Origin of the sequence: Pseudomonas sp. FR229a (assembly GCF_030209115.1) — a bacterium.
Classification (GTDB): Bacteria; Pseudomonadota; Gammaproteobacteria; order Pseudomonadales; family Pseudomonadaceae; genus Aquipseudomonas; species Aquipseudomonas moraviensis_A.
Genome location: NZ_JARVSP010000021.1, coordinates 97,121 through 111,907, shown reverse-complemented (window position 1 = coordinate 111,907; position 14,787 = coordinate 97,121). Strand labels below are relative to the sequence as shown.

At 61.1% G+C, this 14,787-nt stretch carries 13 protein-coding genes; 9 read left to right on the top strand and 4 right to left on the bottom strand.

Translation table 11 applies throughout. The features are described 5' to 3' along the window. Window positions 1-73 precede the first annotated feature (73 nt). From QRN33_RS16930 to QRN33_RS16915, 4 genes are all read right to left on the bottom strand, one after another. On the bottom strand, window positions 74-358 hold the full coding sequence (locus QRN33_RS16930) for a YceK/YidQ family lipoprotein (protein WP_064364047.1): 285 nt from the start codon (window positions 356-358) through the stop codon (window positions 74-76). Next, entirely contained in the window at window positions 351-998 is a 648-nt protein-coding gene (gene ubiX / locus QRN33_RS16925; RefSeq protein ID WP_024014462.1) for a flavin prenyltransferase UbiX, read from the bottom strand. Before ubiX ends, QRN33_RS16930 begins: the two co-directional genes overlap by 8 nt. Continuing rightward, window positions 995-2,344 carry a UDP-N-acetylmuramate:L-alanyl-gamma-D-glutamyl-meso-diaminopimelate ligase gene (mpl, locus tag QRN33_RS16920; protein ID WP_064364045.1) on the bottom strand — a complete coding sequence of 450 codons (1,350 nt, stop codon included), beginning with the start codon at window positions 2,342-2,344 and terminating at the stop codon, window positions 995-997. Before mpl ends, ubiX begins: the two co-directional genes overlap by 4 nt. Before the next feature lie 368 nt (window positions 2,345-2,712). Next, window positions 2,713-4,626 (bottom strand): sigma-54-dependent Fis family transcriptional regulator, encoded by a 1,914-nt coding sequence (locus QRN33_RS16915; RefSeq protein WP_285409398.1) that lies wholly within the window; start codon window positions 4,624-4,626, stop codon window positions 2,713-2,715. Window positions 4,627-5,015: 389 nt separating this feature from the next. Between QRN33_RS16915 and exaC the strand changes: the two genes are divergently transcribed. The 9 genes from exaC to QRN33_RS16870 all read left to right on the top strand — a co-directional run bounded on the left by exaC (window position 5,016) and on the right by QRN33_RS16870 (window position 14,468). Beyond that, window positions 5,016-6,536: an acetaldehyde dehydrogenase ExaC gene (gene exaC, locus QRN33_RS16910; protein WP_024014465.1), complete on the top strand. Its 1,521-nt coding sequence runs from the start codon at window positions 5,016-5,018 to the stop codon at window positions 6,534-6,536. Window positions 6,537-6,728: 192 nt separating this feature from the next. Further along, window positions 6,729-8,180 carry an ethanolamine permease gene (gene eat / locus QRN33_RS16905; protein ID WP_285409397.1) on the top strand — a complete coding sequence of 484 codons (1,452 nt, stop codon included), beginning with the start codon at window positions 6,729-6,731 and terminating at the stop codon, window positions 8,178-8,180. A 52-nt stretch (window positions 8,181-8,232) separates the two neighbouring features. Then, entirely contained in the window at window positions 8,233-9,627 is a 1,395-nt protein-coding gene (locus QRN33_RS16900) for an ethanolamine ammonia-lyase subunit EutB (RefSeq protein WP_123420054.1), read from the top strand. Further along, entirely contained in the window at window positions 9,624-10,457 is an 834-nt protein-coding gene (gene eutC / locus QRN33_RS16895; protein WP_502944991.1) for an ethanolamine ammonia-lyase subunit EutC, read from the top strand. The genes QRN33_RS16900 and eutC overlap by 4 nt, the downstream gene beginning before the upstream one ends. Before the next feature lie 115 nt (window positions 10,458-10,572). Further along, window positions 10,573-11,034 (top strand): GNAT family N-acetyltransferase, encoded by a 462-nt coding sequence (locus QRN33_RS16890; protein WP_042610602.1) that lies wholly within the window; start codon window positions 10,573-10,575, stop codon window positions 11,032-11,034. 259 nt (window positions 11,035-11,293) lie between these two features. Then, window positions 11,294-11,944: a DedA family protein gene (locus QRN33_RS16885; RefSeq protein WP_016773001.1), complete on the top strand. Its 651-nt coding sequence runs from the start codon at window positions 11,294-11,296 to the stop codon at window positions 11,942-11,944. Between the two features lie 4 nt (window positions 11,945-11,948). Then, on the top strand, window positions 11,949-12,761 hold the full coding sequence (locus QRN33_RS16880) for a M90 family metallopeptidase (RefSeq protein WP_042610603.1): 813 nt from the start codon (window positions 11,949-11,951) through the stop codon (window positions 12,759-12,761). Window positions 12,762-12,873: 112 nt separating this feature from the next. Next, window positions 12,874-13,401, top strand: coding sequence for an inorganic diphosphatase (gene ppa, locus QRN33_RS16875; RefSeq protein ID WP_003205933.1), 528 nt, complete (start codon window positions 12,874-12,876; stop codon window positions 13,399-13,401). A gap of 320 nt (window positions 13,402-13,721) precedes the next feature. Beyond that, entirely contained in the window at window positions 13,722-14,468 is a 747-nt protein-coding gene (locus QRN33_RS16870) for a S24 family peptidase (RefSeq protein WP_285409395.1), read from the top strand. The last annotated feature ends 319 nt before the right edge of the window (window positions 14,469-14,787 follow it).

The following is a 14,787-nucleotide window of genomic DNA, read 5'->3' as shown; positions in this document are numbered from 1 at the left end:
GCAGCCTTCGGCAGCTCCTACAGAAGACCCCATTCCCCTGTAGGAGCTGCCGAAGGCTGCGATCTTTTGACCTTTACAATCCGCCAGTCGCCTGGAATCCCACGCCGATCACAGTCAGCAAAGACAGCGGCAACAACAGCGTGTCGAGCAACGCGCTGGCCGGCAGGTCCACGCCCGGGTAACTCGGCGCCTCGGCACCAAACCGATCCATCGCACAGCAGCCGCCATTCAACGCATACAAATCCAGCCGCGTCCCGGCATACACCACCGGCGCGCCGGGTTTCGCCGCATCCAGCGTGCGCGCGGTGGCACACCCGGTCAGCAGCACCGCCAGCACGAGCACCGGCAGCTTATTCATCGCTGCTCAGATGATGCTCACCCCAACGCGGCAACATGTCCTGCGGGATGCCGAGCAGATTGAGAATCCGTGCCACGACGAAGTCGATCAAATCATCGATGGTCTGCGGCTGGTGATAGAAGCCCGGCGACGCCGGCAAAATGGTCACGCCCAGGTTCGACAGCTTGAGCATGTGCTCCAGATGAATGCTCGAGTACGGCGCCTCCCGCGGCACCAGAATCAACTGGCGACGCTCTTTCAGCGTGACATCGGCCGCGCGTTCGATGAGGTTGTTGCAGGCACCGGTGGCAATTGCCGACAGCGTGCCGGTCGAGCACGGCACCACCACCATTGCCGCCGGCGCACCGGAGCCGGAGGCCACCGGGGACATCCAGTCTTCCTTGCCATACACCCGAATCTGCCCGGCGGCGGCGCCGGTGTACTCGGTGAGGAAGGCCTGCATCATCTGTGGTTTGTTCGGCAGGGACACGTCGGTCTCGGTAGCCATCACCAGTTGCGCAGCCTTGGAGATCAGGAAGTGCACTTCGCGATCTTCGCGTACCAGACAATCAAGCAGGCGCAAACCGTACTGCGCGCCCGAGGCGCCGGTCATCGCCAGGGTGATGCGTTCCGGGCCGCCGGCCTGGGAAAAAGTGTTCATTGCAGCGCCTCGGCGAGTTTGCCGTGCAGGCCGCCGAAGCCACCGTTGCTCATGATCACTACGTGGGTGCCCGGCTGCGCCTGGCTCTTCACGCGCTCGATGATGCCTTCCAGCGAATCGCTGACGATCGACGGCACCGTGCACAACGCAGCGGTTGCAGCCAAGTCCCAGCCAAGGTTGGCCGGGGCGTACCAGATCACCTGATCGGCATCGACCACGCTGTCCGGCAAGCCGTCACGGTGGGCGCCGAGTTTCATCGAATTGGAGCGCGGCTCGATGATCGCAATCAGTGGCGCGTCGCCGATGCGTTTACGTAGGCCATCAAGCGTGGTGGCGATGGCGGTCGGGTGGTGAGCGAAATCGTCGTAAATGGTGATGCCGCGCACCTCAGCGACTTTCTCCATACGGCGTTTGACGTTCTTGAACGCGCTCAACCCGGCAATGCCCATCGATGGCACCACACCGACATGCCGCGCCGCAGCCAGAGCAGCCAGGGCATTGGCGACGTTGTGCTGACCGGTCAATTCCCACTCGACGGTGCCTTGCGACACACCTTCGAACATCACTTCGAATGCCGAGCCGTCTTCGCTGAGCAACTTGACCTGCCACTGACCGCCGGCACCGGTGGTTTGCACCGGGGTCCAGCAGCCCATTTCAATCACGCGCTGCAAGGCCGGCTCGGTGGTCGGATGGATCACCAGGCCTTCGCTCGGGATGGTGCGGACCAAGTGGTGGAACTGTCGCTCGATCGCCGGCAGATCGGGGAAGATGTCGGCGTGATCGAATTCAAGGTTGTTGAGGATCGCGGTACGCGGGCGGTAGTGGACGAACTTCGAGCGCTTGTCGAAAAAGGCGCTGTCGTATTCGTCAGCCTCGATCACAAAAAATGGTGTGCCGCCCAGGCGCGCCGACACCGAGAAATTCTGCGGCACGCCGCCGATGAGGAAACCCGGGCTCATGCCGGCGTGTTCCAGCACCCAGGCGAGCATGCTGCTGGTGGTGGTCTTGCCGTGGGTACCGGCAACGGCCAGTACCCAGCGCCCTTGCAGGACATGATCGGCCAGCCATTGCGGGCCGGAGACGTACGGCAGGCCTTTGTTCAGTACATATTCCACCGCCGGGTTGCCACGGGACATGGCATTGCCGATCACCACCAGATCCGGCGCCGGATCGAGCTGCGCCGGGTCATAACCCTGCGTCAGCTGAATGCCCTGGGCCTCGAGCTGCGTGCTCATCGGCGGATAGACGTTGGCGTCGGAGCCGGTCACGTGATGGCCCAGCTCTTTGGCCAACACCGCCATCGAGCCCATGAAAGTCCCGCAGATACCCAGAATATGAATGTGCATAGTCGACCTCGTAAAACATGGCCGCAGGTTAGCGTAGGGAGGGGGAAATGGCACTCTTTAGCTGAAGGATGGAGACGGGTTGGCGGCTACATCTGCGCACGGTTTAAGACCGCAGCCCCTCACCCCAGCCCTCTCCCCAGGGAGAGGGAGCCGATCTCGGTCGCCTTCAAATCCTGAGTTCGGCTCGATATTTCAGGTCGGCGTAAATCGGCCCGGCTTTCGATCGCAGCCCCTCTCCCCAGGGAGAGGAAGCCGATCTCGGTCGCCTTCAAATCCTGAGTTCGGCTCGATATTTCAGGTCGGCGTAAATCGCCAAAACACCTCGGTCAGTCCCCTCTCCCTCTGGGAGAGGGTTAGGGTGAGGGCTTTCAGCTGACACGCCGCTCAATTCCGTGTTTACGCAGTTTTCTATAAAGGGTGTTGCGGCTTACGCCCAGTTGCTGCGCTGTATGGGTCATGTGCCAGCGCGTCTGCTCCAGCGCATTGAGCAATGCAAGACGCTCGGCGTCGTCCAGTGGCTGGGCGGCGATCTGCGCCGCCACAACCGCCGGCCGCGCCTGCCGAATCATCACCGGTAAATCCTCAACCCCGACCCGCCCGCCATCACACAACGCCGCCAGCGTGCGCAGGACATTGCGGAGTTGCCGCACGTTCCCCGGCCAGTTGAACGCCAGCAACGACTGCCGCGCCGGTTCGTCGATCAGGATCGTTTCGCCTACCGCCTCCTCGGCCAATAGAAAATCCAGCAACTGCGATTTATCACTGCGTTCACGCAATGCTGGCAACGCCACTTCCAGTCCGTTCAAGCGGTAATACAGATCCTCGCGAAAACTGCCATCCTCGACCCGCTCCAGCAGATTGCGGTGCGTCGCGCTGATGATCCGCACGTCCACCGTCTGCGGTTCGCCGCCAATCGGCACCACTTGCCGATCCTCCAGCACACGCAGCAAGCGCGTCTGCAAGGCCAGTGGCATGTCGCCGATTTCATCGAGGAACAACGTGCCGCCATCGGCCTGTTGCAGTTTGCCGCGCATGCCGTCCTTGCGCGCGCCAGTGAAGCTGCCCCCGCGATAGCCGAACAGTTCGCTCTCGATCAGGCTTTCCGGAATGGCTGCGCAATTGAGTGCGACGAAGCCATTGCCGCAGCGTTGGCTGGCCTGATGCACTGCCTTGGCGAACGCCTCTTTGCCCGAACCGGTTTCGCCGTTGATCAACAGCGGCACGTCACGCTCGAACACGCGCAGGGCTTTGCGGAACTCGGCCTGCAACGCTTCGTCGCCGAGGCAAATGCCGGGCAGGCGTGGTGCCGGCGCTGCGATGGGCGTTGGGACAATCGCTGTCGGCTTGCGCGATTCGCCGCGCAACACGGCAAACAAATGCCGCCCATCACAGGTACGCAGCGGCCAACTGGCGCTGGCATTGGCGCTGGCACGGCCAAGCAATTCGTCCAGCGAGCAATCGAAAAACGCTTCCACCGGTTGCCCGAGCAGACCACCGCGACCATGCCCGAGCAGGTTCAGCGCGCTCTGGTTGACCGCGCTGATCCGCCCTTCGCCGTCGAACGCCAATAGTCCTTCGCTGAACAAGCCGACGGACTCGGCCTGCAGGTGAAAACGCAGCAACCACTGATTGTCGAAACAGCGCAGGAAGTAGCAGCTCTCGATCATCTTCGCCGACAGATTGACCAGCGCCATGGTGTGGAACTGGCTTTGCCGCGAGACGTCCGGCCGGGCCGAAGACACGTCGAGTACCGCCAGCAGCTCACCCTGCGGATCGAACACCGGGCTCGCCGAGCAGGTCAGCCCGGTGTGGCGGCCGCGAAAGTGTTCGTCCTGGTGAATGGTCAGCGCCTGACGCTCGACCAGGCAGGTGCCGATGCCGTTGGTGCCTTCGCAGGCTTCGCTCCAGTCGGCGCCAAGCCAGAGCCCGGCGCGCTCGAAAATCTTGCGTTCGGCCGGCGCGGTGACGCAATTGAGGATCACCCCACGCGCGTCAGTCAGCAGCACCGCGTGACCGGCCCCGGAGAGCTGTTGATGCAAGCTGCTCATTTCGGTACCGGCGATCTGCAGCACTTGCTGCAGACGTTCGCGACTTTCCAGCACCCGGCCATGCTCGAGCACGGTCGGGGCCATGGTCACAGAAGGATCGAGGTGATAGTCCTCAAGACAGCGCAGCCACGAACGGGCGATCGACGGATCGGCTCCGGGGCCGTGCAGGTGCGGTTTGCCCTGGGTGACGGTGAGAACCTGGCGGGCATGGCGACTCAAATGGTTGTCGTGCATTTCTTATTGTTCTCCCCGAAAGGTCGACGCATTCCTGTGTAGGAGCTGCCGCAGGCTGCGATCTTCTGATCTTGATCTTGAAAAACAAAAGCAAAAGATCGCAGCCTTCGGCAGCTCCTACCGGATTTCTGTTGGCTGAGGATCCTCCAGCGGCTCCGGCATTGCAATGCTGGCAAGACCGCTCGGTCACGGGCTGTGCCGCAAGCGGTACAAATTGTCACGCGCGCTGTACCGAAACCGTCACAGCGCCCCTCCATTCGTCCGAGACAAACTGGCCAAGCCCTTGATTTGCCTGACCTGCACGGCAGTGGCCCGCCCCTTGCTCTACGCTTATAGCAAGCGCACTTGCGCGTTTCTCTAATAAGTACAAAGCCAAGGAGAACATCATCATGCGTTACGCCCACCCCGGTACTGACGGCGCCAAAGTCTCGTTCAAGAGCAAGTACGGTAACTACATCGGCGGCGAGTTCGTCGCGCCGGTCAAAGGTCAGTACTTCACCAACACCTCGCCAGTCAATGGCCAGCCCATCGCCGAATTCCCCCGCTCCACCGCCGAAGACATCGACAAGGCGCTGGACGCTGCACATGCCGCCGCCGATGCGTGGGGCGCCACTTCCGTGCAGGCACGCTCACTGATCCTGCTGAAAATCGCCGACCGTATCGAAGAAAACCTCGAACTGCTGGCGATCACCGAAACCTGGGACAACGGCAAAGCCATCCGCGAAACCCTCAACGCCGATATCCCGCTGGCTGCTGACCACTTCCGCTACTTCGCCGGGTGCCTGCGCGCTCAGGAAGGCAGCGCTGCGGAAATCGACGGCAACACCGTGGCCTATCACATCCATGAACCGCTGGGCGTGGTCGGCCAGATCATCCCGTGGAACTTCCCGCTGCTGATGGCCGCGTGGAAACTCGCGCCAGCACTGGCCGCCGGTAACTGCGTGGTGCTCAAACCTGCCGAGCAAACCCCGCTGGGCATCTGCGTGCTGATGGAACTGATCGGCGACCTGCTGCCGCCGGGCGTGCTCAACGTCGTGCAAGGCTTCGGCAAAGAAGCCGGCGAAGCCTTGGCGACCAGCAAGCGCATCGCCAAGATCGCCTTCACCGGTTCGACCCCGGTCGGCTCGCACATCATGAAATGCGCAGCGGAAAACATCATTCCGTCCACCGTGGAGCTAGGCGGCAAGTCGCCGAACATCTTCTTCGAAGACATTATGCAGGCCGAGCCGAGCTTCATCGAAAAAGCCGCCGAAGGTCTGGTACTGGCGTTCTTCAACCAGGGCGAAGTGTGCACCTGCCCTTCCCGCGCGCTGGTGCAGGAATCGATCTACGACGAATTCATGCAGGCCGTAATGAAGAAAGTCAGCCAGATCAAACGCGGCGATCCGCTCGACACCGACACCATGGTCGGCGCCCAGGCGTCGGAGCAGCAATTCGACAAGATCCTCTCGTACCTGGAAATCGCCAAGGGCGAAGGCGCTGAACTGCTGACCGGCGGCAAGGTGGAAAAACTCGAAGGCAGCCTGGCGACCGGTTATTACATCCAGCCGACTCTGCTCAAGGGCACCAACAAAATGCGCGTGTTCCAGGAAGAAATCTTCGGCCCGGTGGTGAGCATCACCACCTTCAAGGACGAAGCCGAAGCCCTGGCGATCGCCAACGACACCGAGTTCGGCCTCGGTGCCGGCCTGTGGACCCGCGACATCAACCGCGCCTACCGCATGGGCCGGGCGATCAAGGCCGGTCGCGTGTGGACCAACTGCTACCACCTGTACCCGGCGCATGCTGCGTTTGGTGGCTACAAGAAATCCGGCGTCGGGCGTGAAACCCACAAGATGATGCTCGACCATTACCAGCAGACCAAAAACCTGCTGGTGAGCTACGACATCAATCCGTTGGGGTTCTTCTGATCCAGACGGGGTGAGGCAGGTGTTCCTGCTTCGCCCTCTGGATTGTCTTCGCGAGCAGGCTCGCTCCCACAGGTGATTTATGGTCGTACGCAATCCCCTGTGGGAGCGAGCCTGCTCGCGAAAGCGTTGTGCCATTCAACCCAATGGCTTGGCTGTAGCCGGGCCTATAAAACAATAAGAAAGGTGAACCCTATGCCAAGCGAATCCCCGACCGGCGCTCCGGCGACCGGCTCCTCCGTCGACTTCGAAAAAGTCGGCTCCGACTATTTCCAACAACGCGAACTGAAACAAGGCGCCGCCGGCTGGGTCCTGCTCGTCGGCCTCGGCGTCGCCTATGTGATTTCCGGCGACTACGCCGGCTGGAACTTCGGCCTTGCCCAGGGTGGCTGGGGCGGCATGTTTCTCGCCACACTGCTGATGGCGACCATGTACCTGTGCATGTGCTTTTCCCTGGCCGAACTGTCCTCGATGATTCCTACCGCCGGCGGCGGCTACGGTTTCGCCCGCAGTGCGTTCGGGCCATGGGGCGGATTTCTCACCGGCACGGCGATCCTTATCGAATACGCCATCGCCCCCGCCGCCATCGCGGTGTTTATCGGTGCCTACTGCGAGTCGCTGTTCGGCATTGGCGGCTGGATGATCTATCTGGCGTTCTACATCATCTTCATCGCCATCCATATTTTCGGGGTCGGTGAAGCGCTCAAACTGATGTTCATCATCACCGCCGTCGCCGCGTTGGCGCTGGGGGTGTTTCTGGTGGCGATGGTGCCGCACTTCGACGTTGCCAACCTACTCGACATCCCGGTGACCACCGCGGTCGGTGCCAGTCCGTTTCTGCCGTTCGGTTATGTCGGCGTGTGGGCGGCGATTCCCTATGCAATCTGGTTTTTCCTCGCTGTCGAAGGCGTGCCGCTGGCAGCCGAAGAAACCAAAAATCCCAAGCGCGACCTGCCGCGCGGTCTGATCGGGGCGATGCTGGTGTTGCTGATGTTCGCTCTGCTGATCCTGATCGTCGGCCCCGGCGGCGCGGGTGCCAACTCGTTGCTGACCTCAGGCAACCCGCTGGTCGAGGCGCTGAGTAGAGCCTACGGCGGCTCGACCTGGATGGGCAGCTTCGTCAATCTCGTCGGTCTGGCCGGGCTGATCGCCAGTTTCTTCTCGATCATCTACGCCTACTCGCGGCAGATCTTCGCGCTGTCGCGGGCCGGTTACCTGCCGCGCAAACTGTCGCAGACCAACAAGAGCAAAGCGCCGGTGCTGGCGCTGGTGATTCCCGGCATCATCGGCTTTGGTCTGTCGCTGACCGGTCAGGGCGACCTGCTGATTCTGGTCGCGGTGTTCGGCGCTACCATTTCCTATGTGCTGATGATGGCCGCGCACATCACCTTGCGCATCCGCCGCCCCAAAATGGACCGACCGTACCGTACGCCGGGCGGCATTTTCACCTCGGGTGTCGCGCTGATGCTGGCCTGCCTCGCCGTGGTGGCGGGGTTCCTCGTCGATCCACGTGTGGTGATCGGCGCGGCGATCATCTATGGAGTGTTAATTGCTTACTTTGCTTTCTACAGTCGGCATCACTTGGTAGCAGGCACGCCGGAAGAAGAATTCGCGGCGATTCAAAAAGCTGAACAAGCCTTGCACTGATTGTCGAAAACCACGGCGCAGAGCTGTTCTGCGCCGTCACGGAGAACGCTGAATGGCCAGTTTTGCTCACACGGTCGGCGCGCAGACTTACCGCTTCGACAGCCTCAAAGACGTCATGGCGAAGGCCAGCCCCGCCCGCTCGGGGGATTTCCTTGCCGAGATCGCCGCGCTCAACGACGGCGAACGGGTGGCCGCGCAAATGGCGCTGGCGGACATCCCGCTCACGCACTTTCTGCAGGAAGCGCTGATTCCTTACGAAGCCGATGAAGTCACCCGGCTGATCATCGACACCCACGACGCACAGGCCTTCGCCGTGGTCAGCCACCTCACCGTCGGCGGCTTTCGCGACTGGCTGCTCAGCGATGCCGCTGACGAAACCAGCCTGCGCGCCCTCGCCCCCGGCCTGACCCCGGAGATGGTCGCCGCCGTGTCGAAAATCATGCGCGTGCAGGACCTGGTGCTGGTGGCGCAGAAAATCCGTGTGGTGACGAAATTTCGCGGCACCCTCGGTTTGCGCGGGCGCTTGTCGACCCGCCTGCAACCCAACCACCCGACTGACGAGCCGTCCGGTATCGCCGCGAGCATTCTCGACGGTCTGCTCTACGGCAACGGCGATGCGATGATCGGCGTCAACCCGGCCACCGACAGCATCGCTTCGATCTGCGCGATGCTGGAGATGCTCGACGCGATCATCCAGCGCTACGACATCCCGACCCAGGCCTGCGTACTGACCCACGTCACCACCTCGATCGAGGCGATCAATCGTGGCGTGCCATTGGATCTGGTGTTCCAGTCGATTGCCGGCACCGAAGCCGCCAATGCCAGTTTCGGCATCAACCTCAACGTCTTGCAGGAAGGCTACGATGCTGGCCTGAGCCTCAAGCGCGGCACCCTCGGGCAGAACCTGATGTATTTCGAAACCGGTCAGGGCAGCGCGCTGTCAGCCAATGCCCATCACGGCGTCGATCAACAGACCTGCGAGACGAGAGCCTACGCCGTGGCGCGACATTTCAAGCCGTTCCTGGTGAACACCGTCGTAGGATTTATCGGCCCGGAATATCTGTACAACGGCAAACAGATCATCCGCGCCGGCCTCGAAGATCACTTCTGCGGCAAGTTGCTCGGCGTGCCGATGGGCTGCGACATCTGCTACACCAACCATGCCGAAGCCGATCAGGACGACATGGACACCCTGCTGACGTTGCTCGGCGTCGCCGGGATCAACTTCATCATGGGCATCCCCGGCTCCGACGACATCATGCTCAATTACCAGACCACTTCGTTTCACGACGCCTTGTACGCCCGCCAGACCCTGGGCCTGAAACCGGCGCCGGAGTTCGAGCAATGGCTGGCCAACATGGGCATCTTCACCCAGGCGGACGGCAAGGTTCGCTTCGGCAACAACCTGCCGCCGGCCTTCCGCCAAGCCTTGGCGCACTTGGGATGAATCTTATGGAAAAACCACCGGTCGATCCGCAAAACCCCTGGCTGGAACTGCGTCGCCTGACCCCGGCGCGGATTGCCTTGGGCCGCACCGGCACCAGCCTGCCGACGCGGGCGCAACTGGATTTTCAGTTTGCCCACGCACAGGCCCGTGATGCCGTGCATCTGGCCTTCGACCATGCCGAGATCAGCAGCCAGCTCAGCGAGCGCGGGCGGGAAACCCTGCTGCTGCACAGCGCCGCGCCCGATCGTGACAGTTACCTGCAACGCCCGGATCTGGGACGCAAACTCAACGATGAATCAGCGCAAGCCTTACGCGGTTACGCCAGCGCTCACCCGGGCGGCGTCGATCTGGTGATAGTCGTCGCGGATGGCCTGTCGGCGCTGGCGGTGCATCGGCACACGCTTCCATTTCTGACGCGGCTGGAAGAACAGATGAGCGGCGACGGCTGGTCGGTGGCCCCCGTGGTGCTGGTCGAACAGGGTCGCGTCGCCATCGGAGACGAGATCGGCCAGTTGCTCGGGGCGAAAATGCTGGTGATGCTGATCGGCGAGCGCCCGGGCCTGAGTTCGCCGGACAGCCTTGGGCTGTATTTCACCTACGCGCCGAAGGTCGGTCTGACCGACGCGTATCGCAATTGCATTTCCAATGTTCGTCTTGAAGGCTTGAGCTACGGCATGGCGGCGCATCGCTTGCTGTATCTGATGCGCGAAGCCTGCCGTCGGCAGCTATCGGGAGTCAATTTGAAGGACGAAGCCCAGCTTCATACATTGGAGACGGATGACACTGTCGAAATGAAAGGTAATTTCCTGCTCGATCCGCCGCCAGCCTGAACCGTTTCCGCATTGCCATTCTGCGCTGCTTTCAGGCAGGATCGACGCACGGCCGCGCGGGTTTCCCATCGCCGTCAGAGCAGTTGAAGACAGCCACTTGAAGACGAGACCTATCATGCGGATAATTCAAGCGACCCTCGAACATCTGGATTTGCTGACTCCTTTGTTCGTCAAATATCGCGAGTTCTACGGCTCCCTGCCTTACCCGGATTCCTCCCGGGCGTTTCTCGAAAAACGCCTGCGCCGCAAAGAGTCGGTGATCTATCTGGCCCTGGCCGACGATGACGACAGGAAACTCATGGGTTTCTGCCAGCTCTATCCGAGCTTCTCGTCGCTGTCGCTCAAACGCGTGTGGATTCTCAACGATATCTACGTCGCTGAAGACGCGCGCCGGCAACTGGTGGCCGACAACCTGATCCGCACCGCGAAGAAAATGGCCAAGGAAACCCAGGCCGTGCGCATGCGCGTCTCGACCAGCGCAGACAACGAAGTGGCGCAGAAAACCTACGAATCCATCGGTTTCAAGGAAGACACCGAGTTCAAGAACTACGTGCTGCCGATCAGCGACGAGCTCTGACCGCAAAAGATCGCAGCCTTCGGCAGCTCCTGCAGCGCAACGCGCTCCAATTGCAGGATCTGCCGAAGGCTGCGATCTTTTCAGGGCTGACAATTGTTCACACCACGACACTCCCCGCTACAAAACCGGCGCGCTTTTCAGCGGTCAGACCGTATAATCCCGATCTTTCCGGCTTGTAAGAAAAACTACACCCCGCTGTAGGCTTACACGAAGTCAACCGCACAGGCCTGCCGAGTCGGGCCGTCATACAGGTGCCCCCATGGATTTCAACCCGCTCGACCTTATCCTGCATCTCGATGTGTACCTCGATTTGCTGGTGAACAACTATGGGCCATGGATCTACGCCATCCTGTTTCTGGTGATCTTCTGTGAAACCGGGTTGGTGGTGATGCCGTTCCTGCCGGGCGACTCGCTGCTGTTCATCGCTGGCGCGGTGGCAGCCGGCGGCGGCATGGATCCGGTGTTGCTTGGCGGCCTGCTGATGCTGGCGGCGATCATGGGCGACAGCACCAACTATGTGATCGGACGCACGGCTGGGGAGAAGTTGTTCAGCAACCCCAATTCGAAGATCTTCCGCCGCGATTACCTGCAAAAAACCCACGATTTCTACGACAAGCACGGCGGCAAGACCGTGACCATGGCGCGCTTCCTGCCGATCATCCGCACCTTCGCGCCGTTCGTGGCCGGTGTGGCGCGGATGCCGTACCCGCGGTTCTTCGGCTTCAGCGTGCTCGGCACCATCCTCTGGGTCGGCGGTCTGGTCACGCTCGGTTACTTCTTCGGCAACGTGCCGTTCATCAAGAAAAATCTCTCGTTGCTGGTGGTGGCCATCATCCTGCTGTCGCTGGTGCCGATGATCATCGGCGTGGTGCGCAGCCGTTTCGGCGGCACCAAAGTGCAATCACACTGATCCGATGTGGTCACTGAGCGCCTGGCGTCGCCGGCGCATCCTCGCCAGGCACCCGATTGCCAACGACCTGTGGCAACGGGTGCGCCATCAGCTCTCCTTTCTCGACGGCATCAGCGCTGCTGAAGACCAGTGGTTGCGCGAAGCCTGCGTGCTGTTTCTCGACGACAAACGCCTGACCGCCCTGCCCGGTGTCGAACTGCATCAGGAGCAACGCCTGCTGCTCGCCGCGCAAGCACAGTTGCCGCTGCTGCATCTCGGTGACCTGAACTGGTATCAGGGGTTTCACGAGATCGTGCTGTACCCGGACGACTTCCTCAGCCCGCAACGCCATCGCGATGCCAGCGGCGTCGAGCATGAGTGGGACGGCGAACACAGCGGTGAAGCCTGGCAGCAGGGGCCGGTAATTCTCGCCTGGCCCGGCGTACAGGCCAGCGGTGGCTGGGAAGGCTACAACCTGGTGATCCACGAACTGGCGCACAAGCTCGATATGCTCAACGGCGACGCCAACGGCCTGCCGCCGTTGCATGCCGATATGCGCGTCAGCGACTGGGCCGCGGTGATGCAGGCCGCTTACGACGACCTCAACCGCCAGCTCGACCACGATCCCGACGCCGAAACCGCCATCGATCCCTATGCCGCCGAGAACCCGGCGGAGTTCTTCGCCGTCACCAGCGAATACTTCTTCAGCGCCCCGGATCTGCTCCACGAGGCTTATCCACAGGTCTACTTGCAGCTGCAGCTTTTCTACCGGCAGGATCCGTTGGGCAGACTGCGGCAACTTCAGGCCACGGACCCGGTCTATCAGGCGCACGACTAAGCTCTGCACGACTTCTGGTACGTGGCGTCGGCGTAGGAATGTGCCTATAATCGCCGCCACTTTTTGGTCAATCCGGCCAAGTGTTTTTGGTCAACTACGGGGGCAACGCCCAATGAGCTACAGCAAGATTCCGGCTGGCAAAGACCTGCCGAACGACATCTACGTCGCGATCGAGATCCCGGCCAACCACGCGCCGATCAAGTACGAAATCGACAAAGACAGCGATTGCCTGTTCGTTGACCGTTTCATGGCCACCCCAATGTTCTACCCGGCCAACTACGGTTACATCCCGAACACCCTGGCTGACGACGGTGACCCCCTCGACGTGCTGGTCGTGACTCCTTACCCGGTAGCGCCAGGCTCGGTCATCCGCGCCCGTCCGGTCGGCATCCTGAACATGACCGACGACGGCGGCGGCGATGCCAAAGTCATCGCAGTGCCACACGACAAGCTGTCGCAGCTGTACGTCGACGTGAAGGAATACACTGACCTGCCACCCCTGCTGATCCAGCAGATCGAGCACTTCTTCGCGAACTACAAGGATCTCGAGAAAGGCAAGTGGGTCAAGATCGAAGGCTGGGCCGGCGCAGACGCCGCCCGCGAAGCGATCACCAAGTCGGTTGCCGCCTACAAGGGCTAAGCCATTGCGCTTTGCGTGAAGCTTGAAAAAAACCCCGGACTTCCGGGGTTTTTGGTTATCGGCGTCTGCATAATCGACTCGGTTCTTCAAGTCGATGTAACTCGAAATACACTCTGGTCGGCCCCCTCTCCCTCCGGGAGAGGGCTGGGGTGAGGGGCTCTTGAAAAAGCCAGATTAAACAAACCGTTTAAATTCCTACATGCAGTTTTAATCTGTTTAATTTCCCACAAGCGCGTCTTACATCCCGTCGCAAAATACAGGCTTTTTTTGAACGCCCGGTTTATTCAAACCGCTCTAGTCCGGCCGTAGACTCCGTGTTTATGAGAAAGAACACTAGCGGTCCACGATTCAAGGCACTCCTGGAAGCAGCGAACATCAGCACCACGGATTTCGCAAGGTTCTGGGGCACGGAAGCCCAAAACGTTCATAACTGGTACACCCGGGGCGTCCCGGCGTATCGCATGGAAGAAGTCTCACGCCTGTTGTCGGTCAATAGTGAATGGCTGAAAACCGGGGAAGGCGTCAAGGAGGTCCCACGCCTGCACCCGCCCGCCAGCAATGGCGACACGTTCGATGCCCAGTCGATCTGCGGCGTCTACACCGTCATCAATCCCAGCGACATCGACCTGGCGTTTTTCAAGGAAACTCCGATCGCCAATGGCGACGGCAAAACCCACGTCATCCTCGACCCCGATCAATCCCTGCGCCTGCCCCGCGCCCACCTCGATCAACTCGACATCGAGCACGCCAACGCCATCTGCGCGCACATGATCGGCAACAGCATGGCCGAACGCATCGAAGACGGCTCCATTGTCGCCATCGACCGCGGCCTGACCCAGGTCGTCGACGGCGAAATCTACGCCATCGAACACGACGGCATGCTGCGCATCAAATACCTGCACCGCATGCCCGGCAACGGCCTGCGCATGCGTAGCCACAACAGCGCCGAATACCCCGACGAGGTTTTCCGGCCGGCGCAGATCGAAGAGCAGCGGATTCACATTCTTGGCTGGGTATTCTGGTGGTCGACATTGGGCAAGCGCAGGCCGGTGGTGCCGTTTCTGTGATGCGTGCGCCGATCTCGATTTTTACGCAGAACCTGTGGGAGCGAGCCTGCTCGCGAAGAGGGCCCTGATAACCGGTACAAATCCCGAGTTTGTACCGCTTCAATCGCTCTAAACGGCACTTGAGGCTGGGAATCCCAAGCAAAACTCAGTATCCTGCGCCCCACATTCGCGCATCGACCCGCCCAGCGGCTCGGATGACGCCCGACGCAGCAGACCAACGTCTGACCAAGTCCCACAGCCGGACGCAGATCCGGATGTACGTTTTGAAGGCTGGCGCGGTTTACCAAAAATAAACCAAGCCAGTCCCCGAGAAGCCGGC